The 19,294-nt window shown below is 58.2% G+C and carries 19 protein-coding genes; 17 read left to right on the top strand and 2 right to left on the bottom strand.

Translation table 11 applies throughout. The features are described from left to right. Positions 1 to 226: 226 nt before the first annotated feature. From rimP to HMPREF1986_RS06055, 12 genes are all read left to right on the top strand, one after another. Complete coding sequence (gene rimP / locus HMPREF1986_RS13145; RefSeq protein WP_021773917.1) at positions 227 to 523, top strand: ribosome maturation factor RimP; 297 nt, start codon at positions 227 to 229, stop codon at positions 521 to 523. Then, positions 520 to 1,854: a transcription termination factor NusA gene (gene nusA / locus HMPREF1986_RS06105; RefSeq protein WP_021773916.1), complete on the top strand. Its 1,335-nt coding sequence runs from the start codon at positions 520 to 522 to the stop codon at positions 1,852 to 1,854. Before rimP ends, nusA begins: the two co-directional genes overlap by 4 nt. Next, a complete protein-coding gene (rnpM, locus tag HMPREF1986_RS06100; protein WP_021773915.1) occupies positions 1,847 to 2,122 on the top strand; it encodes an RNase P modulator RnpM in 276 nt (91 codons plus the stop codon). Before nusA ends, rnpM begins: the two co-directional genes overlap by 8 nt. Continuing rightward, the gene (locus HMPREF1986_RS06095; protein ID WP_036599552.1) at positions 2,112 to 2,450 is read left to right on the top strand and encodes a L7Ae/L30e/S12e/Gadd45 family ribosomal protein; all 339 of its coding nucleotides are present in this window, start codon (positions 2,112 to 2,114) and stop codon (positions 2,448 to 2,450) included. Before rnpM ends, HMPREF1986_RS06095 begins: the two co-directional genes overlap by 11 nt. Next, positions 2,423 to 5,143 (top strand): translation initiation factor IF-2, encoded by a 2,721-nt coding sequence (gene infB / locus HMPREF1986_RS06090; RefSeq protein WP_021773914.1) that lies wholly within the window; start codon positions 2,423 to 2,425, stop codon positions 5,141 to 5,143. The genes HMPREF1986_RS06095 and infB overlap by 28 nt, the downstream gene beginning before the upstream one ends. Continuing rightward, positions 5,140 to 5,559: a 30S ribosome-binding factor RbfA gene (gene rbfA / locus HMPREF1986_RS06085; protein ID WP_009215628.1), complete on the top strand. Its 420-nt coding sequence runs from the start codon at positions 5,140 to 5,142 to the stop codon at positions 5,557 to 5,559. Before infB ends, rbfA begins: the two co-directional genes overlap by 4 nt. Next, on the top strand, positions 5,556 to 6,533 hold the full coding sequence (locus HMPREF1986_RS06080) for a DHH family phosphoesterase (RefSeq protein WP_021773913.1): 978 nt from the start codon (positions 5,556 to 5,558) through the stop codon (positions 6,531 to 6,533). The genes rbfA and HMPREF1986_RS06080 overlap by 4 nt, the downstream gene beginning before the upstream one ends. Continuing rightward, complete coding sequence (gene truB, locus HMPREF1986_RS06075; RefSeq protein ID WP_021773912.1) at positions 6,534 to 8,144, top strand: tRNA pseudouridine(55) synthase TruB; 1,611 nt, start codon at positions 6,534 to 6,536, stop codon at positions 8,142 to 8,144. A gap of 295 nt (positions 8,145 to 8,439) precedes the next feature. Next, positions 8,440 to 9,555: a UDP-galactopyranose mutase gene (gene glf, locus HMPREF1986_RS06070; RefSeq protein WP_021773911.1), complete on the top strand. Its 1,116-nt coding sequence runs from the start codon at positions 8,440 to 8,442 to the stop codon at positions 9,553 to 9,555. Positions 9,556 to 9,628: 73 nt separating this feature from the next. Then, a complete protein-coding gene (locus HMPREF1986_RS06065) occupies positions 9,629 to 10,957 on the top strand; it encodes a 6-phosphofructokinase (RefSeq protein WP_021773910.1) in 1,329 nt (442 codons plus the stop codon). Positions 10,958 to 11,054: 97 nt separating this feature from the next. Further along, complete coding sequence (gene cls / locus HMPREF1986_RS06060; RefSeq protein ID WP_021773909.1) at positions 11,055 to 12,614, top strand: cardiolipin synthase; 1,560 nt, start codon at positions 11,055 to 11,057, stop codon at positions 12,612 to 12,614. Between the two features lie 71 nt (positions 12,615 to 12,685). Continuing rightward, a complete protein-coding gene (locus tag HMPREF1986_RS06055) occupies positions 12,686 to 13,198 on the top strand; it encodes a nitroreductase family protein (RefSeq protein ID WP_021773908.1) in 513 nt (170 codons plus the stop codon). A gap of 31 nt (positions 13,199 to 13,229) precedes the next feature. On the opposite strand, the gene HMPREF1986_RS06050 is transcribed toward HMPREF1986_RS06055, so the two are convergent. Together HMPREF1986_RS06050 and HMPREF1986_RS06045 are read right to left on the bottom strand one after the other, a co-directional pair. Continuing rightward, positions 13,230 to 14,027 (bottom strand): type III pantothenate kinase, encoded by a 798-nt coding sequence (locus tag HMPREF1986_RS06050; RefSeq protein ID WP_021773907.1) that lies wholly within the window; start codon positions 14,025 to 14,027, stop codon positions 13,230 to 13,232. Next, complete coding sequence (locus HMPREF1986_RS06045; RefSeq protein WP_021773906.1) at positions 14,027 to 14,641, bottom strand: ECF transporter S component; 615 nt, start codon at positions 14,639 to 14,641, stop codon at positions 14,027 to 14,029. The genes HMPREF1986_RS06050 and HMPREF1986_RS06045 overlap by 1 nt, the downstream gene beginning before the upstream one ends. A 123-nt stretch (positions 14,642 to 14,764) precedes the next feature. Here HMPREF1986_RS06045 and HMPREF1986_RS06040 point away from each other — a divergent pair, with 123 nt between their 5' ends. The 5 genes from HMPREF1986_RS06040 (at position 14,765) to HMPREF1986_RS06020 (ending at position 19,250) form a co-directional block, all read left to right on the top strand. Next, positions 14,765 to 15,694 carry a helix-turn-helix domain-containing protein gene (locus HMPREF1986_RS06040; protein ID WP_021773905.1) on the top strand — a complete coding sequence of 310 codons (930 nt, stop codon included), beginning with the start codon at positions 14,765 to 14,767 and terminating at the stop codon, positions 15,692 to 15,694. Further along, entirely contained in the window at positions 15,691 to 15,963 is a 273-nt protein-coding gene (locus HMPREF1986_RS06035) for a type II toxin-antitoxin system HicB family antitoxin (RefSeq protein WP_021773904.1), read from the top strand. The genes HMPREF1986_RS06040 and HMPREF1986_RS06035 overlap by 4 nt, the downstream gene beginning before the upstream one ends. 79 nt (positions 15,964 to 16,042) lie before the next feature. Next, positions 16,043 to 17,401 (top strand): dihydroorotase, encoded by a 1,359-nt coding sequence (locus HMPREF1986_RS06030; RefSeq protein ID WP_036599593.1) that lies wholly within the window; start codon positions 16,043 to 16,045, stop codon positions 17,399 to 17,401. 221 nt (positions 17,402 to 17,622) lie between these two features. Next, positions 17,623 to 18,345, top strand: coding sequence for a dihydroorotate dehydrogenase electron transfer subunit (locus HMPREF1986_RS06025; RefSeq protein ID WP_021773901.1), 723 nt, complete (start codon positions 17,623 to 17,625; stop codon positions 18,343 to 18,345). After that, complete coding sequence (locus tag HMPREF1986_RS06020) at positions 18,339 to 19,250, top strand: dihydroorotate dehydrogenase (RefSeq protein WP_021773900.1); 912 nt, start codon at positions 18,339 to 18,341, stop codon at positions 19,248 to 19,250. The genes HMPREF1986_RS06025 and HMPREF1986_RS06020 overlap by 7 nt, the downstream gene beginning before the upstream one ends. Positions 19,251 to 19,294: the final 44 nt, after the last annotated feature.

The raw sequence follows: 19,294 nt of genomic DNA, 5'->3' as shown, positions 1-19,294 counted from the left end.
GAAGCCGAGTCGCCGGGGCGGCAGACGGCCTGCTCTTAGACGGACAAAATACCGGGAGGCTGTAAATGGCGCGCATCTGTGGATTTCTGCTCAATGGAGGATGCGAAAAGAGGCGAAAAGGCTTGCATTTTCCCGCTTTTTGTGTTAAGGTTTCCTTGCATGATTGAAACTGGTTGGAAGGAGCAAGCACCGAGCTTGCTCCTTTTGCTTGAGTGGAGCGCGAAAGATGATCACAGAGAAGACGGAAGCTTACCTTCGGGAGGAGCTGGCCCCGTCCCTCGGCTATGAGCTGGACAGCGTGAGCTATACGAGGGAGGACGGAGTGAACTACCTGAGGGTCTTCATTCTGAGAAAAGATGGGGAACCCATGACGACAGACGACTGCGCCGCGGTTTCGAGGCCTCTCTCCAGATGGCTGGACAAGGAGGACTTCATCGAGGATGAGTACGTTTTGGAGGTCTGCTCCCTGGGCTTTAAGGACGAGCCGGAAGAGGGAGAGATACCGGGAGGAGAGAAGGAATGAACACAGAACTGCGTGATGCGCTTGAGCTTTTGGAGAAGGAAAAGGGCATTCCCAAGCAGGCTCTGATCGAGGCAATCGAGCTGTCCCTGCAGACCGCCTGCCGGAATCATTTTGGTTCCGCCGATAATGTGAGGGTCAACGTGGATCCGGAGAGCTGTGATTTTTCCGTCATTGCAGATAAAACTGTCGTTGAAACCGTCTCGAATCCGATCGCGGAGATCGGGCTTTCGGAGGCGAAGCTGGTGGATCCGAAGTATGAGCTCGGGGACATCGTTCAGGTCCCCGTGGATTCCCGTTCCTTCGGGAGGATCGCGACGCAGAACGCAAAGGGGGTTATCGTCCAGAAGATCCGCGAGGAGGAGAGGAGGGTGCTCTACCGGGAGTACTATTCCATGGCGAGAGAGGTCGTGAGCGGAGTGGTGGAGCGGGATACCGGGAGATCCATCATCGTGAACCTCGGGAGAGTGGACGGGTATCTTTCAGAGAACGAGCAGGTGAAGGGGGAGGTTCTGAATCCGACGGACCGGATCAAGGTCTATGTCGTCGAGGTCCGGGATTCCCCGAAGGGACCGAGGGTGCTGCTCTCGAGGACGCATCCCGAGCTTGTGAAGAAGCTTTTCGAGGAGGAGGCGCCGGAGATCCGGGAGGGCATCGTCGAGATCCGGGCGATCGCCAGAGAGGCCGGTTCCCGCACGAAGATGGCGGTTCTCTCCAACGATCCGGATGTCGATCCGGTCGGTTCCTGTGTCGGTCTGGACGGGACGAGGGTCAATGCGGTGGTAGAGGAGCTTCGGGGGGAGAAGATCGATATCATAAATTATGATGAGAACCCGGCCTATCTGATCGAGAACGCGCTCTCCCCGGCGAAGGTCATCGCAGTCATCGCGGATCCGGACAATAAGGACGCGATGGTCATCGTGCCGGATACGCAGCTCTCCCTCGCGATCGGCAAGGAGGGACAGAACGCGAGACTTTCCGCGAAGCTGACGGGCTATAAGATCGATATCAAGTCGGAGTCCCAGGCGCAGGAGCAGGGGATCTTCGATGAGATGGGGATCGACTACCGCGGTGAGGGCGAGGAAGGGGAAGAGGACTACGATTTCCCGGAGGACGACGGAGAGGAGTTCACCGGAGAGTCCGAGCAGGAGGACTTCTCGGAGGACAGCGGAGAGGAAGATCTTTCCGAGGATTCTGAGGAAGGAGCGGATCCCGCGAAGGAGAGCGGGGAGGGAAGCGAAAGGGAGTCCATGGAGGAGTCAGAGCCCTCGGAGAATGCCGCTTTAGAAGAGAGAGAGGCGGAGGAGAAGCCGAAGACGGAGGACGATGAATAAGGAGAAGAAAGTGCCGGAGCGCTCCTGCATCGGCTGCGGGGCAAAGAGGGAGAAGAAGGAGCTTCTCCGTGTGCTGCGCAGTCCGGAGGGACTCTGGGAGATCGATCCGACGGGGAGGAAGAACGGAAGAGGGGCGTATCTCTGCCCGGATCCGGAGTGTCTTCGGAAGGCGGAGAAGAGGAGGGGCCTGCAGAAGTCCTTCCGGATGGAAGTTCCGGCGGAGATCTACCGGAGGCTTCAGGAGGAATTGGAAAGACTTGCAAAATAAATTTTCAGGGATCCTGGGGCTCGCAATGAGAGCCGGGAAGGTGAGATCCGGCGAGTTCGCCTCGGAGAAATCGCTGAAGTCGGGGAAGTCGAAGCTGATCCTCGTCTCAGAGGACGCATCAGAGAATACAAAGAAGAAGTTCCGGGACCAGTGCAGGCATCGCGGCGTGCCGATCTATGAAGTGGGGACAAAGAGAGAGCTGGGACACTGGATCGGGAGGGAAGAGCGTTCATCCGTAAGCATTGAGGATGCGGGCTTTTCGGAGCAGATGAAACGAATCTTGGACGGAGGGGAAAGCGAATGGCAGAGAAAAGCAACGAAAATCTGAAAAACGGGGGGACGAAGGACGGAGCGGCTCCAAAGAAGAAAAAGCTCGCCGTTGTTTTCCACTCCCAGAACTCGGTCAATCATAAGAATCATCCGCTTGGCGGAAGATTCGGAGAGAGGACGAAAAAGAGCGGCGGAAGGAGCGCGCAGGAGGAAGCGGAGAAGAAGCAGAAGAAGGCGCTTTCTCCGAACGGAAGACCCCTGCCCCCCGGCACCGCCCGTGTGACTCCGCTGAAGGAGCTGAACGAGCAGCAGAGGAAGAGGGAGCAGGAGGAGATTGCCCGCGCCGAGAAGGAGAGAGCAGAGAAGCTCCGGGCGGAAAAGGCGGAGAAGGAGCGGAGCGCCGCGGAGGAGAAGCCGCTCGATGAGAGGGCTGCCGCAGCGAGAGCCGCAGAAAAGGCCGCGGAGAGGGCGCTGGCCCTCGCAAGAGCTGCCGCTGCGAGAGAAAAGGAGGAGAGAGAGAAGGCGAAGGCGAATCCTCCCGCTCCGGCCCGCAGGGCGGGAGAGGAGAGAGGCCGCGCTTCTTCCGGCTACAGCGGGGAGAGAGGCAGTGCTCTTAGGTCCGACCGCACGCGGAGAACGGCTCCGGGCGGACAGGGACAGAGGCCCTTCCGGAATGCGGAGCGGCCGGGAGCCGCGGGTACATCCGGGAGGAGGACTGCGGTTTCCGCGGGCCCCGCTGCGCCGGAGAAGGCCGGGAGCCGCGTAAAGCATGATGCCGCGAGACCGCAGAAGAAGAGCTATGGGAATAAGAGCTTTGAGACCGAGAAGGCCAGCCTTTCCCAGAAGAACCGGAGCAACAGAAAGCAGAATAAGTACGGCGCGGCGCAGTCCTATGAGAGGGACGATCAGCTGCAGCACAAGAGCAAGAAGACGGGAAGAGGCGCCTTCATCCGGCCGGAGTATGTGAAGCCGGTCGAGGAGACGATCAAGTCCATCACGCTTCCGGAGACGATCACCATCAAGGAGCTCGCGGACAAGATGAAGCAAAAGTCCGCCGAGATCATCAAAAAGCTCTTCCTCCGCGGGCAGATGGTGACGCTCAATACGGAGCTTAGCTACGAGGAGGCGGAGAACATCGCGGTCGACTACGATATCCTCTGCGAGAAGGAGGAGAAGGTCGATGTCATCGCGGAGCTCGTCCAGGATACGGAGACGGATACGGAGAAGGACCTTCGCCCGAGGCCGCCGGTTGTGGTTGTCATGGGACATGTCGATCACGGAAAGACCTCTATCCTCGACGCGATCCGGAATACCAATGTGACGAGCCATGAGCACGGCGGAATCACGCAGTCCATCGGTGCCTACCAGGTCTTTGTCAAGGTGAACGGGGAGGAGAGGACGATTACCTTCCTCGATACGCCGGGACATGAGGCCTTCACCGCGATGCGGATGCGGGGAGCGCAGGCCACGGATATCGCGGTGCTTGTCGTGGCGGCGGACGACGGCGTCATGCCGCAGACCATTGAGGCGATCAATCACGCGAAGGCCGCGGGGACGCAGATCATCGTCGCGATCAATAAGATCGATAAGCCGGCGGCAAATGTCGATAAGGTCAAGCAGGAGCTGATGAAGTACGATCTCGTGGCGGAGGACTACGGCGGTGACATTATCTGCTGCCCGGTCTCTGCAAAGACCGGAGAGGGGATTGAGAATCTGCTGGAAAATATCGTCCTTGAGGCCGATGTTATGGAGCTTAAGGCGAATCCGGACCGGAAGGCCTACGGTGTCGTCATAGAGGCGGAGCTTGACAAGGGCAGGGGCTCTGTCGCCCGGCTGCTCGTGCAGAAGGGTACGCTCCATGTCGGAGACAGCGTCGCGGCGGGCTCGGCCTACGGAAGAGTCCGGGCGATGATCGACGACAAGGGGCGCAGGATCAAGAAGGCGAGCCCCTCCATGCCGGTGGAGATCCTGGGACTGAATTCCGTCCCGAATGCCGGAGAGATTTTCCAGGTGAAGGACAACGAGAAGGAGGCCAAGGCCTATGCCGACACCTTCGTCTCCGAGGGAAGGCAGAAGCTGGTGGAGGAGTCCCGGAAGAAGGTCTCCCTGGATGCGCTCTTCGATCAGATCAAGGCCGGAGAGCTGAAGGAGCTTCCGCTTGTCATCAAGGCGGATGTGCAGGGCTCCGTGGAGGCGGTCCGCGATTCTCTCGAGAAGATCGAGAACGACGAGGTCCGCGTCCGCGTGATTCACTCCGGAGTCGGCGCGATCAACGAGTCCGATGTGACGCTTGCGAGCGCGAGCAATGCGATCGTGATCGGTTTCGATGTGAAGCCGGATACGACGGCGAAGGAGATCGCGGAGCGGGAGAAGGTGGATATCCGGCTCTACAACATTATCTACAAGGCGATCGAGGATATCGAAAACGCCATGAAGGGCATGCTGGCCCCGGTCTACGAGGAGAAGGTGATCGGTCACGCGGTGGTGCGGCAGATCTTCCGCTCCTCCGGAGTCGGCGTCATCGCGGGCTCCTATGTCCTGGACGGCATGGTGCAAAGGGGCGCGAAGGTCCGCATCCATCGGGGAGAGGAGCTTCTCCACGACGGCGTGATCGCCTCCGTGAAGCGCTTTAAGGATGATGTGAAGGAGGTCCGCACAGGCTATGAGTGCGGTCTTGTGATCGAGGGATTCTCGGATCTCAAGGAGGAGGATCAGCTCGAGGTCTACGTGATGGAAGAGGTCAGCCGTTGAGAAAGCAAAGCTTTAAATACCAGAGGAGGAATGAGGATGTGCGGCGGCAGCTCTCCCTCCTCGTAAGGGATGAGCTTAAGGATGCCCGGGTCTCGCCGATGACGAATATCACCGGCGTGGATCTGACGCCGGACCTTCAGTACTGTAAGGTCTATGTCTCTGCGCTCGGCGGGGAGGAGGTCCTCGATAAGACGATGGAGGGCCTTCGGGCCGCGTCGGGCTTTCTCCGGAGGGAGCTTGCGAGGAGCTTAAATCTCCGCCATACGCCGGAGCTTTCCTTCGTCGCAGACCGCTCCGCGGAGTACGGCTCCCGCATGGACGCCCTGATCCGAAGGGTTTCCGAGGAGGACCGGAGCAAGCCGGAGGGAAGGCCGGTCAATGAGCAGAACCGCTATGATGAGGATGAGGAGTCATGAAGCAGGAATTTCTCGGCATGCTTGAGGAGGCGGAGACGATCTGCATCCTCGGGCATACCAATCCCGACGGGGACTGCCTGGGCGCAACGCTTGGGCTTTACAATTATATCCGGAGGAATTATCCGGAAAAGGAGGCCTCTGTCTATCTGATGGAGGCGAGCCGGAAGTTTTCCTATCTCCCGGGCTTTGATGAGATCCTTCATCGCCCCTCGGAGAGGAAATACCAGCTCGCCTTCATTTTAGACTGCGCGGGCCCCGAGAGGCTTGGGGACTTTCATATCCTGGCGGAAAACGCGGAGGAGGTCTATGTCGTAGACCATCATAAGACCTCTCTTTCCTCGCCCTTTTCGCACCGGACGATCCTGCCGGATGCCTCCAGCAGCTGCGAGCTCCTCTATGAGCTTTTGGACAAGGAGAAGCTGGACCGGGGGATCGCTTCCTGCCTCTACACGGGGATCATCCACGACACCGGCGTCTTCAAATACTCCGCGACCAGCCCTCGGACGATGGAGATCGCGGGGAAGCTTATGTCCTATGGGATCGACTTTTCGAATATCATCGACGACAGCTTCTACTTAAGGAGCTATGCTCAGCAGCAGGTCCGGGCGAGAGTTCTCATGGAGAGCGTGCTTTTGCTCGGGGGGAGAGTGATCGCCGGTGTTTTGAGACGGAAGGAGATGCGCTTCTACGGCGTAAACCAAAAGGAGATCGACGGCATCGTCTCTGATCTTCGGGAGACCCGGGGGATGGACGGCGCGGTCTTCCTCTATGAGGTTTCGGACCGGGTCTTCAAGGTCAGCCTGCGATCGAGCAGGAGCTGGCTGGATGTCTCCGAGATCTGCGCGTTTTTCGGCGGCGGAGGGCACAAGATGGCGGCCGGCTGCTGCCTTTCGGGGGAGCCGGAGGAGATCCTTGAGAAGCTCTCCCGTGAGATAGAGAAGCAGCTCCCGGAGGGAGAGAGGAGCCGGGACTAGATGGATGGGATCCTTTCGGTATATAAGGAGGGGGGATGCACGAGCTTCGATGTCATAAGACGACTCCGCGGTATCCTCTCCGAGAGAAGGATCGGACATGCCGGCACGCTCGACCCCATGGCGGAGGGCGTGCTTCTCGTCTGTGTGGGGAGAGCGACGAAGCTTCTCTCCGAGATCGGCGGGACGGAAAAGGTCTATGAGACAGAGCTTCTCCTCGGGATCACGACGGATACGGAGGATATCACGGGGAAGGTGCTCTCGGAGAGCGAGGTCAGAACGACGGAGGAGGAGCTTAAGGAGCTGCTTTCGACCATGCTCGGAGAGCAGGAGCAGATTCCGCCCATGTACAGCGCAAAGAGAGTCGGGGGCAGGAGGCTCTATGAGCTTGCCCGGGAGGGGAAGGTCGTGGAGAGAAAGCCCTGCTCCATCGTGATCCATGAGATCGAGATCCTTAAGCTGGAGCTTCCTAAGATCCGCCTCCGGGTTCGCTGCGGGAAGGGGACCTATATCCGGACGCTCTGCGCGGATATCGGGAGGAAGCTCGGCTGCGGGGCCGCGATGACGGCTCTTAAGAGGACGAGGGTCGGGGATTTTTCCCTGGAGGACAGCCATACGCTCTCAGAGATCGAGAGCAGGAAGTCGGAGGGAAGGCTTTCCGAGATCCTGCTCCCGCCGGTCTACTCCTCGATCGAGACGGTGCTGAGCTTTGGGAAATTTGACGGCGGGCACCTGGGACATCAGCTGATTTTCGATAAGATCCTGGAGATTTCGAGGGAAAAGAAGCTTCGGAGCGTGCTTCTCACCTTTTCGAGGAGCCCGGAAGGAAAGCTCCTCGGGGAAAAAAGGGACAGGATTTCCACGGAGGAGGAGCATCTTTCGAGGCTTCGGAGCCGGGGTTTTGACCGGGTCTTCGAGCTTCCGCTCACGGAGGCCTTTCTCGATATGTCCCCGGAGGACTTCATCGGGGGAGTTTTGCACCGGCAGATGCATGTGAAGGAGCTCGTCGTCGGAGAGGACGCGAGCTTCGGAAAGGGAGCGAGGGGAGATGTCGCACTGCTTCGGCGCTATGCCGAAGCCTTCGGCTATACGGTCCACGCTTTAAAAAAACGGGAGACAGTGGATGAAGGAGGAGAGCTCCAGATTATCTCCAGCAGTCTGATTCGAAAGGAGCTCTCCCTCGGGAGAGTTTCCAGAGTGAGAGAGCTCCTCGGAAGATATTTCAGCCTCTCCGGGACGGTGGCGCACGGGAAGAGGATCGGCGGAACGCTCCTTCATTTTCCGACCGCGAATTTAAAGCCGAGTCCCGGGAAGCTCATCCCCGCCTTCGGAGTCTATATCGTCCGGGTGCTGAGTGATCAGAGGTTCTACGCGGGCATCTGCAATGTGGGGAATAATCCGACGGTCTCTATGGAGAACCCGGTCAGCATCGAGAGCTTCCTCCTTCACTTTCAGGGCGATCTCTACGGAAAGAAAATCCGCATCGACTTCATCGAAAGACTCCGCCCGGAGCTTCGCTTTTCCTCCCTTTTAGAGCTCTCGGAGCAGCTTGAGAGGGACAAGGAGGAGGCGGAGCGCTTCCGGGAAAAGCACCCGGAGATCTTTTCCATATAAGTCCTTGTGGAGCGCCGGAAGAGACACTGTATTGATACAGGAAGATCTGACAGGACAAGAGGCATAAGCATGCATCACTGCCGGCATAGAGCTTTGCCGCCGTATCTGTCGACCGGCTGATCCATAAGCAGGCCGTCTGCCGCCCCGGCGTTTAGCGATCTGGTTTCTCAAGATCGCTTATCGGCCGCTGGCCGCGGCAGTCGGAGCGAGAGCGTCCTGCGTCGGGTCGACAAAGCAGCAGAAAAGGCGGCAGCGAATACGAAATTATACCCGTTTTCAGGCAGAGGGAGACTTTATGTATGATTATCTGATCATTGGCACGGGGCTCTTCGGCGCGGTTTTCGCCAGGGAGGCGGCAGACCGAGGGAAGAGGGTCCTCATGATCGACCGGAGGGACCATATCGCCGGGAATGTCTACACGAGGGAGCAGGAGGGGATACAGGTCCATCAGTACGGGGCCCATATCTTTCACAGCAATGAGAAAAGAGCCTGGGACTATGTGAATCGCTTTTCGGAATTCAACCGCTTTACGAATTCTCCGATCGCGAACTTCCACGGGGAGCTCTATTCTCTTCCCTTTAATATGTATACCTTCAACCGGATGTGGGGAGTGGTCACGCCGGAGGAGGCGAGGGAGAGGATCGAGAGAGAGCGGAGAGAGGCCGCGATTTCCGAGCCGAAGAATCTCGAGGAGCAGGCCATCTCTTTAGTGGGGACGGAGATCTACGAAAAGCTGATCAAGGGCTATACGGAGAAGCAGTGGGGGAGAAGCTGCAGGGAGCTCCCCTCCTTCATCATAAAGAGGCTTCCGGTCCGCTACACCTTTGACAACAATTATTTTAATGCTCTCTACCAGGGCATCCCGATCGGGGGATATACCGCGATGCTTGAGAGGATGCTCTCCGGCATCGAGCTTCGCCTCGGAGTCGATTATCTGAAGGAACGGGAGGAGCTCTCCGCCCTTGCCAAGAGGGTGCTCTTTACCGGGCCGATCGACGAATATTACGACTTTCGGCTCGGCGCCCTGGAGTACCGCTCCCTCCGCTTCGAGACGGAGCTTCTGGACATCCCGAATTTCCAGGGCAATGCGGCCGTGAATTATACGGATCGGGAGACGCCGTGGACCAGGATTATCGAGCACAAGTGGTTTGAATTCGGAAGGGATCGGGAGGGAAATCCGCTTCCGAAGACCATCATAAGCCGGGAATACAGCTCCGAATGGAGAATCGGGGAGGAGCCGTACTACCCGGTAAACGATGAGAAGAATCAGGCGCGCTGCCGCGAGTACCAGAAGCTTGCCGAGGGGGAGGAGAAGGTCTTTTTCGGAGGGAGGCTCGGGGAATACCGCTATTACGATATGGACGCGGTGATCCTCTCCGCGCTCCGGGCAGCGGAACGGGAGCTGGGCTAGCCGAAAAAAGCGGCCGATCGGCGTAAAAGGCGGAGGAAGAGGGTATCCGCGTTTTCATAAAAGCAGGGGGAATATGGCAGGAAATCTTTTAATCGCGCAGTCCGGCGGTCCGACCGCGGTAATCAATGCGACGCTCTCCGGGATCCTGGAGGAGGGACTTCTCTCGGGGGAGATCGATCGGATCTACGGGAGCCGCTATGGAATTCAGGGGCTTCTCGAGGAGAAGCTTCTGGAGCTCAGTCAGCGAATCCCGGAGCTTTTGCAGAGGGATTTCCCCGGGAGAAGCAGGGAGGACGCGCTCTCCCGCTTCCTTCAGCGGCTTTCCAAAACGCCGGCCGCGGCGCTTGGCTCCTGCCGCTATAAGCTGGAGGATCCCTCGGAGTTTGAGAGGATCCTGGAGCTCTTTCGAAAATACGGGATCTCGTATTTTATCTATATCGGCGGAAACGATTCCATGGACACCGCCTGGAAGCTCTCCCGCTTTTTCCGGGAGAGGGGGGAGGAGGAAATCACGGTGGTCGGAGCGCCGAAGACGATCGACAACGATCTCTTCGGGATTGACCACTGTCCGGGCTTTGGCTCTGCCGCAAAGTATATCGCGACCTCTCTCTCCGAGCTCTCCCGGGAACTTTTCGTCTATGAGCAAAGCTATGTGATCATCGTGGAGATGATGGGGAGGAATGCGGGCTGGCTCACCGCGGCGGCGACCCTCTCGGAGCGGATGGAGGGCTCTGTCCCCATGCTGATCTATCTGGAGGAGCACAGCTTCTCCGTGGAGCGCTTTCTATCGGATCTGAGGAGGGCTCTTTCGGAGAGGGGAAGACTCATCGTCGCGGTCTCTGAGGGGGTCAAGGACGAGGAGGGAATGCTGATCTCCGACTATGATGCCGAGGCCGGAGCCGGGGAGAGCGGAGAGGAGAAGGGGAGACAGCCTTCCGGGAAAGCGGAGAGAGGAAGAGGAGATGCAGATGCCTTTGGGCACAGGATGCACTCCGGTGCGGGGAGAGTTTTAGAGGAGATCGTGCGGGAGAGGATCGGGTGCAAGGTCCGTTCCATCGAGCTGAACCTCCTGCAGCGCTGCGCGGGGCATCTTCTCTCTAAAACGGATGTCACGGAGTCCCGGGAGCTTGGGAGGCGGGCCGTGCGGCTCGCACTCTCCGGGAGAAACGGAGAAATGTCCTCTCTCAGGAGGTCCTCTGCGGAAGGAGGAGAATACCGGGCGGAGTACTTCGGAGCTCCGCTTTCCGAGATCGCAAACCGGGAGAAAAAGGTTCCGTCGGAGTGGATTACGGAGGACGGCTGTCATCTCACGGAGGACTGCATCCGCTACCTTCTCCCGCTGATTCAGGGGGAGGAGAGCTGCGATTTCGAGGACGGACTTCCGAAGTACGTAGAATTTTAAGAAAAGATATCGGGAAGAAGTTCCCGGGAGCGGCGGCTTTTTTGCTATACTTGGGAGGGCGGAATCAGGAGAGATCGAGAGAGAGCCGGAGGGAAAGATGAACGAAGCGGAGGGGCATGTCCACAGGGAGGATCGGAAGAACAGCGTGGGAAGACTGATCTTCGTCGGGATTTCCGTGCTTTTGCAGCTCGCCTGGTTCAGTATCATCGTCCTTCGGCTGAGCGAGAATTATCTCTGGATTTCTCTCAGCCTCCACTTAATCGCCGCGGCCTCGGCGCTCGGGATTTTCGGAAAGCACACGAATCCGACGATCAAGATGAGCTGGATCTTTTTTATCATGGCGGTGCCGATCCTCGGCTGGGGACTCTACTTCATGAGCTACCGCTCAAACTTCGTGAAGACGATGGACCGGAGGTTTCAGACCGTGGACCGCGCGGTTCTCTCGGCTCTCCCGGACAATGAGGAGATCCTTTCGCCTCTTTTAAAGGAAAATCCCGGTGTCGGAAACCAGCTTTATTTTCTGAAGCACAGCTGCGGCTTTCCGCCCTACCGGGATACAGAGGTGGACTTCTACGGGGACACCAGAGAGGCTCTGGAGGCGCAGAAGCTTGCGCTCAGAAACGCAGAGCACTTTATCTTCATGGAGTACCACGCGATCGAGAACCGGATCGCCTTCGGGGAGCTGAAGGAAATCCTCATAGAGAAGGCGGCAAGCGGTGTGGAGGTCCGGGTCTTCTATGATGACATCGGCTCCATCGGCTTCATCGATCCGCAGTTCATCCGGGAGATGAGCTCCTACGGCATTTCCTGCCGGGTCTTTAATCCGATCGTGCCGATCGTAAATCTTTTCATGAACAACCGGGACCATCGGAAGATTACGGTCGTGGACGGCAGAATCGGTTTTACAGGCGGCTACAATCTCGCGGATAAGTATTTTAATCTCACCCATCCCTATGGTCTTTGGAAGGACAGCGGGATTCGTCTGGAGGGTCCCGCGGTCCGGACATTGACACTCCTTTTCCTGGAGATGTGGAATGCGATGGACGAGAAGCCGGTGGAGTCGGTAAACCCCTATCTCCTGGATTTCCCGCGCTCTGTGGGAAGAGGATCCGAGGGCATCGTCGTCCCTTATGCGGATGATCCGGTGGACAGTCTTTGCACGGGGGAGGATGTCTATCTCAACATCCTGAAGAACGCAAAGCACTATGTCTTTATTGCTACGCCCTATCTCATTATCACAGACGATATGTCCCGGGAGCTCACCCTCGCGGCGCGAAGAGGCGTCGATGTGAGGATCGTGACGCCCGGAATCCCGGACAAGAAGCTCATCTATCAGGTGACTCGCTCCTATTATAATCAGCTTGCGCGGGATGGGGTCAGGATCTATGAGTTTACGCCGGGCTTCCTGCATGAGAAGCAGATTCTCTCGGATGATGAGTGCGCGGTGGTCGGGACGATCAACTTCGATTACCGGAGTCTCTACCACCACTTTGAGGATGCGGTATATCTCTACCGCTCCCGCTGCCTTCCCAAGATCCGGGAGGACTTTTCGGAGCTCTTCCGGCTGTCTCGGGAGGTCACGAAGCGCTATGGAGACCGGTCTATGGCGCTCCGCCTGGGGCAGGGGGTTCTCCGGCTCTTTGCCCCTCTTATGTGAGCTGCAAAAGCTTGACGGAGTTTTAGTATTTTATCCTTGAAAGGAGGAAGGGCGGCATCGCCCGAAGCAGTATGGAATTTTCAGAGCTTGCGAAAAATCGGTATTCCTGCAGAAAATTAAGTGATCGTCCGGTGGAGAAGGAGAAGCTGGAGGAGATTCTCTCTATCGCGAGGCTTTCCCCTACCGCGCACAACAATCAGCCCTACCGGATCTTCGTCGCATCGGGGGAGGAGGCGGTCCGAAAGGTCAAGGAGACGACACCCTGCGACTTCGGAGCCTCTCTCTTTCTCCTCATCGCGGCGGAGAAAAAGGAGGGCTGGGTCAGAGAATTCGATGGAAAGAATTTCGCCGAGGTGGATGCCGCTATCGTCGCAAGTCATGTGATGCTCTCTATTGAAGCCCTCGGGCTTGGGAGCACCTGGGTCGCGTACTTTGATGCGCCGAAGCTGAAAAAGCTCTTCCCGGAGACGGCGGACTATGAGCTGATTGCCCTCTTTCCGATCGGCTATAAGGAAAAGGACGCGGAGCCCTCTCATCTTCACTTTGAGAGAAGGCCCCTCGAAGAGCTTGTAAAATATCTCTAGGGAAATCATCCCCGCTGCCCCGGGAAAGCCTTCAGCTCTCCCGGGATGTCCGATGCGCTTCCCTCTCGTTTAGCTGAAAGAGATGCCAGAGTCCATGGAGGAGGAGCTCCTCATCCACGAGGATTTTGTGGCGGCAGTAGGGGCAGATCACCCCGGCGAGTCCCCCGGTCCCAAGGAGCGTCGCCTCTGTGTGAAGCTCCGACAGGAAGCGGTCGATGATGCCGTCCAGCGCGCCCGCCGTGCCGTAGACGATACCGGAGCGCATCGCGTCGCCGGTCGAGGTGGCGATCAGCTTTTTGGAGGGGGCGACATCGATTGAGGGGAGGAGAGAGGTCTCCGAGGCGAGCGCATTCATGGAGATCCCTACGCCGGGGAGGATCACACCTCCGATATAATCCCCATTTTGGTCGACGACGGTGATCGTCGTCGCGGTGCCCATGTCGATGATGATGGCCGGAAGCGGATATTTCGCCTTCGCGGCCACCGCGCCCGCGACCAGATCCGGCGCGATGGTGCCGGGATCATCGATCCGGATGCGGAGCCCCGTGCGGATGCCGGGTCCGATCACGAGGGCATCCCGGCCGATTGCCATCCGGAGCGCTTCGCGGTAGGGCTCCGTGAGCTGGGGGACGACGGAGGAGATGACGGCACCGCAGAAGCCGTCCGGGTCGATCTTAAGAAGCGCAAAGATCTGCCGGATATCCGAGGCATACTCGAAGCCTGTTTTCTTCCGGTTTGTCTCCATGCGGAAGATCTGAGAGAGCTTTCCCTCCGAATCGGCGCAGCCGAATACGGTGTGGGTGTTTCCGCAGTCCAGTAAGAGCACCATTAGATTTCCTCCTGATTCTTCATCTGATGAGCGGCGTGGACGATGCGGATAATGACCGGAGCGAGTACGATATTGACGCCGAGCTCGATCAGGAAATTGACGCCGACCAGGCCGAAGAGAATATAGCTTGTGAGATTCCGGGAGCCCGCGGCCCATTGGGAGAGCGTTTCCCGGAAGAAAAGCGTGAGTCCCAGAAGGAAGAGGCCGGTATTCACAATGGGGGCCGTGAGCGCGGCGAGAAAGACGCCGAGAGGGAGATTCCGTTTTGAGAGGCCCTCTGCGACAAGGCCCGAGAGATGACCGGCCAGCGTGCTCTTGCAAAGGCAGATCAGGATAGTGATAATGGGGTGAAGGCTGAAGAGGAGGAAGCCTCCTGCGTCCGCGCCGGAAGCGACGGAGATGCCGACCAGGATTCCGAAGAGGAGGCCGAGCAGCGCACCGCTCAAGGGGCCGTATAGGATGGCTCCGATGACGATGGGGATTAGTGTCAGCGTGATGCTGAAGCTCCCCACCCGGATGCTCCCCGCGAGGAGCTGGAGGATCAGGACGAGCGCCGCGAGGATCGCAGTGCCGACGAGCTGAGACACGGAAATAACTTCTTTTTTTGTTTTCATGATGTTCTCCTGCTGTTATCCAAAATTGGTATAGCGCATTGATCTGAGAATCTGACGGAAGCATTATGCCACGGAAGAGACGTGATTTCAAGTAAAGCTTCATGAAAGAAGGGAGAAGAGCGAATGGATCGGAGAATAGACTCCGGGGAGGGAGAGGGCCGGAGAGAGGAGAGCTTGGATGCCGTGCTCTATGAGGGGGAGGGAGAGCTCCTCCTCCCCCTGAGCTGGCACGAGCTGCCGGAGCTCTTTTATTTTAAGAGCGGGGGCTTTCTCCTGGAGTTGAACCTGAGAGAGTGCGAGATCCGGCAGGAGTGCCTTTGCTTCATTCCCCCGGGGACGCTTCGCAGTATCCGCGCTCTCTCGGAGGACAGCGCAGAGTATGCGCTTCGCTTTGATCTTCGCTCTCTTTGCTTTTCTCCGGAGGATCCGCTGGAGGAGAAGCTGATGAGACCGCTTCGGGAGGGAAGGCTTTGCTTTCCCCGCTTCGTCTCGGTCTCCGATATCGGCTATATCGAGCTTCTGCGGGAGCTCTCAGAGCTGATCCGCCGCTTTCATCTGAGCGGAAGAAGGAGTCCCGTCTCCTCGGGAGGGGAGAGACTGGAGCTGAAAAGTCCCGGGGAGCAGCTTCTCCTTCGGGCGGGCCTTCTCAAGCTGATCGGAATCCTGGAGCTCTGCGGCATGCTCCGGGAGAAGGAAAAGGAGGAGGGGGACGGGGAGAGGCAGGCCAGAGTGCTCCGGGAGAGCATTCGCTATATCCGGGAGAACTATCAAAAGAAGATTTATATCCGGGATCTCTCCGAAAAGAGCGGCTTAAATGAGCAGTATTTCATCCGCTTTTTCAAGGCCTCGATCGGAAGCTCTCCGCTCGACTACATCAATGCCTACCGGATCGAGCGCGCGAAGGAGGCGCTCCGGAACACGGATGAAAAGGTCTATGAGATCGCGGAGCGCTGCGGCTTTCACAATATCGGAAACTTCATCCGGCTCTTCCGCTCGTCCTGCGGTGTGACGCCGAAGCGTTATCGGAAGCTCTCGGAGGAGGGGGAGAAATGACATATTATTATCCTGCGGTGATTACGAAGAAGGAGAAGGGGGGCTACCGGGTCGACGTGATCGACCTCGAGGGCTGCTATGGGGAGGGCGCGGATCTGGAGGACGCGCTGGAGAATGCGAGATATGCGGGAGTGAACTGGCTCCTTGCGGAGTCGGAGGACCAGTCCGATTTCCCGATGCAGACCCATCTCGATGATATCCGGCTTAATCCCGGGCAGAAAGCCACCATGCTGGCCTTCCTCATGCCCAGGGAGGGCTGGGAGGAATGAGCCTTGTCTTCGGAGGGCCTTTATGCTACACTATCCCGGAATCTTGAGGGAAGCTTTCACTTTTCAGAGGGAGGGGCCGGTGGGAAGGATATTGCTGAGAAATGCTCAGATCTTTACGAGGGACGGCTTTCGACAGAGGGATCTGATGATCCTTGAGGGGAGGATTCTCCTGAATTTTTCGGAAAAAGAGAGAGAGGCGGCGGCCGATCTCAATATGGACGGATTCTTTATCGTTCCGGGCTTCGCGGATGTGCATGTGCATCTGCGGGAGCCCGGTTTTTCTTATAAGGAGACGATAAAGAGCGGGACGGAGGCCGCGGCGAGAGGGGGCTATACCGCAGTCTGTGCGATGCCGAATCTCTCCCCCGTGCCATCAAGCCTTGAGAATCTGCGGGAGGAGCTCTCTTTGATCGAGAGGGATGCGCTGATCCACGTCTATCCCTACGGCGCGATCACAAAAGAGCAGAGGGGGAGGGGAGAGCTCTCGGATATGGAGGACATCGCCCCCTATGTATGCGCCTTCTCCGACGATGGGAAGGGAATGCAGGAGGAGTCCGAGATGAGAGCGGCGATGCAGGAGGCGGCCCGCCTCAAAAAGATGATCGTCGCCCACTGTGAGGATGAGAGGGAGCTTCGCCCGGGCGGCTGCATTCACGACGGAGAATACGCGAGAGCGAAGGGGCACGTCGGGATCAACAGCGCCTCAGAGTGGAAGCAGGTGGAGAGGGATCTCCGGCTCGCGAAGGAGACCGGCGCCCGCTATCATGTCTGCCATGTCTCCACGAAGGAGAGCACAGAGCTCATCCGGAAAGCAAAGAAGGAGGGCGTCCTCGTGACGGCGGAGACCGGCCCGCATTATCTCATGTTTACGGACCGCTTCTTGGAGGAGGACGGAAGCTGGAAGATGAATCCGCCGATCCGCTCCCAAGAGGACCGTGCGGCACTCCTACGGGGGATAAAGGATGGGACGATAGACTGCATTATCACAGACCACGCTCCGCACTCCGAAGAGGAGAAGTCGAAGGGCCTGGATGGCTCTGCCTTCGGAATCAGCGGGCTCGAGTGCTCCTTCCCCGCCCTCTACCATAATCTTGTATTGAGGGATCCGGAGAGCACGGAGGAGAGGATCGATCGGACGGAGGAGGCGCCAAGGGGGAAGGGCGCGATCAGCCTGGAGAAGCTCATCTATCTCATGTCGGTCCGGCCGAGGGAAATCTTCTCCCTCCCGGGGCCCCGCTATATCGAAGAGGGAGAGGAGGCGGATCTCGCGGTATTGGACCTCTCTCCGGTCTATCGGGTGAGGGCGGAAGGCTTTCTGTCGATGGGAAAGAGCACCCTATTTGACGGCATGGAGGTCCGCGGCGAGGTCGTGAAGACCTATGTCGGGGGAAGAGAGGTCTATGACAGGAAAGAAGGGATCCGAAGGGAGCGAGCCTGAGGACGGGCTCCGCGCCAATGGGAATCCGGCGGATATCCGCTGCCGGACAGAGGAGCCGGCTCCTCCGAAAGGATGGGGACATTTTTTCGCTTTTACAGGCTTGGAAAATTAAGATATGTGCTGAAGGATGCGGAATCGGGGACAGCGCATGCCGGGGAAGGAAGGGGAGGAGTCTTTCTTCGGCGGATTTACGATGAGGAGAGTCTTCGCAGGAGAGGGAGATGAAGGAAGCAGAATACAGGATTTTGGAAAATCGGGAGATCGCAAGAGGGGTCTTTCGCATGCTGCTGGAGGGGGACAGCTCGGAGATCAGGGCGCCGGGACAGTTTGTGAATCTGCACATCCCCGGGAGCTTTCTCAGAAGGCCGATCTCAGTCTGTGACTGGGAGGAGGGGAAAATCACTTTGATCTATAAGGTAGTGGGGCATGGGACAGAGGAGCTTAGCCGCCGGGAGGCAGGGGAGATGCTTCGCGCTCTCACGGGACTGGGAAACGGCTACATGCTTTCGAAAATCCCGCCTCGCCCGGTTCTCTGCGGGGGCGGGGTCGGCGTGCCGCCGCTCTATGGGCTTTGCCGGAGGCTGGTGCAGCTGGGGAAGCATCCCCACGTGCTCCTCGGCTTTCGCTCAAAGGAGGATGTCTTCTATGAGGAGGAGTTCCGGGCGCTCAAAGTCCCGGTCGAGCTTACGACGGAAGACGGAAGCTATGGGAAAAAGGGCTTTGTCACAGAACTCCTTGAGGAAAAGTGCTACGCCCTTTGCTGCGGGCCGGAGCCGATGCTCCGCGCGCTTTATGATAGGACAGAAGACGGGCAGTTCAGCTTCGAGGAGCGGATGGGCTGCGGCTTTGGCGCCTGCATGGGCTGCAGCAGGAGGACGAAGGACGGCTGGAAGAGGGTCTGTACGGAAGGGCCGGTCTTCTTTCGGGAGGAGATAGTATGGTAGATCTCAGCACGGAGCTTTCGGGGCTTAAACTGGATAATCCCGTGATTCCGGCCTCCGGGACCTTCGGCTATGGAAAGGAGTTTCGGGAGCTCTATGATCTTGACATTCTGGGCTCGATCGCGATCAAGGGGACGACGCTGAAGCCCCGCTACGGAAATGAGCTCCCGAGGATCGCGGAGTGCCCCTCCGGTATGCTCAATTCCGTCGGGCTGCAAAATCCGGGGCTTCGAAATGTCATAGAGCGCGAACTTCCGGAGCTCTCGGAATTCTTCCATAAGCCGGTCATCGCGAATATCTCCGGCTTTTCCATCGCGGAGTATATAGAGCTTGCGGAGGAGATGGATCAGGTAAAGAACGTGGGGATTTTGGAGCTGAACGTCTCCTGCCCCAATGTCCGGGGCGGAGGGCTCGCCTTCGGGACCGATGCCGATAATGTCTATACCCTTTGCTGCGGGGTGAAAAAGGCCGTGAAAAAGCCGGTCTATGTGAAGCTTAGTCCCAATGTGACGGATATCGTGAGTATCGCGAAGGCCTGCGAGGAGGGCGGGGCGGACGGCATCTCCCTCATCAATACCTTGCTCGGCCTTCGGATCGACCTCCAAAGAAGGCGGACGGTATTAAAGAACCGGATGGGGGGCCTCTCGGGACCCGCGATATTCCCGGTCGCACTCCGCATGGTCTATCAGGTCCGCCGGGCCGTGAAGATTCCGCTGATCGGCATGGGCGGCATCTCCTCCGCGGAGGATGTGATCGAGATGATGATGGCGGGGGCCTCCGCAGTGCAGATCGGGGCGATGAACCTGACGGAGCCCCTGATCTGCCAGAGAATCATCCGGGAGCTCCCGGAAAAATGCAGGGAGCTCGGCATCGAAAAGCTCTCGGACATTATCGGCTGTGTGGAGTAAGAGAGTAGTGGTGCCTCCCGAAGGGAGGTCGGCTGAAGCCACCC

Source organism: Oribacterium sp. oral taxon 078 str. F0263 (assembly GCF_000469565.1).
Classification (GTDB): Bacteria; Bacillota; Clostridia; order Lachnospirales; family Lachnospiraceae; genus Oribacterium.
Note: the sequence above shows the minus strand (reverse complement) of the source record. Positions and strands in the feature narration are given on the sequence as shown.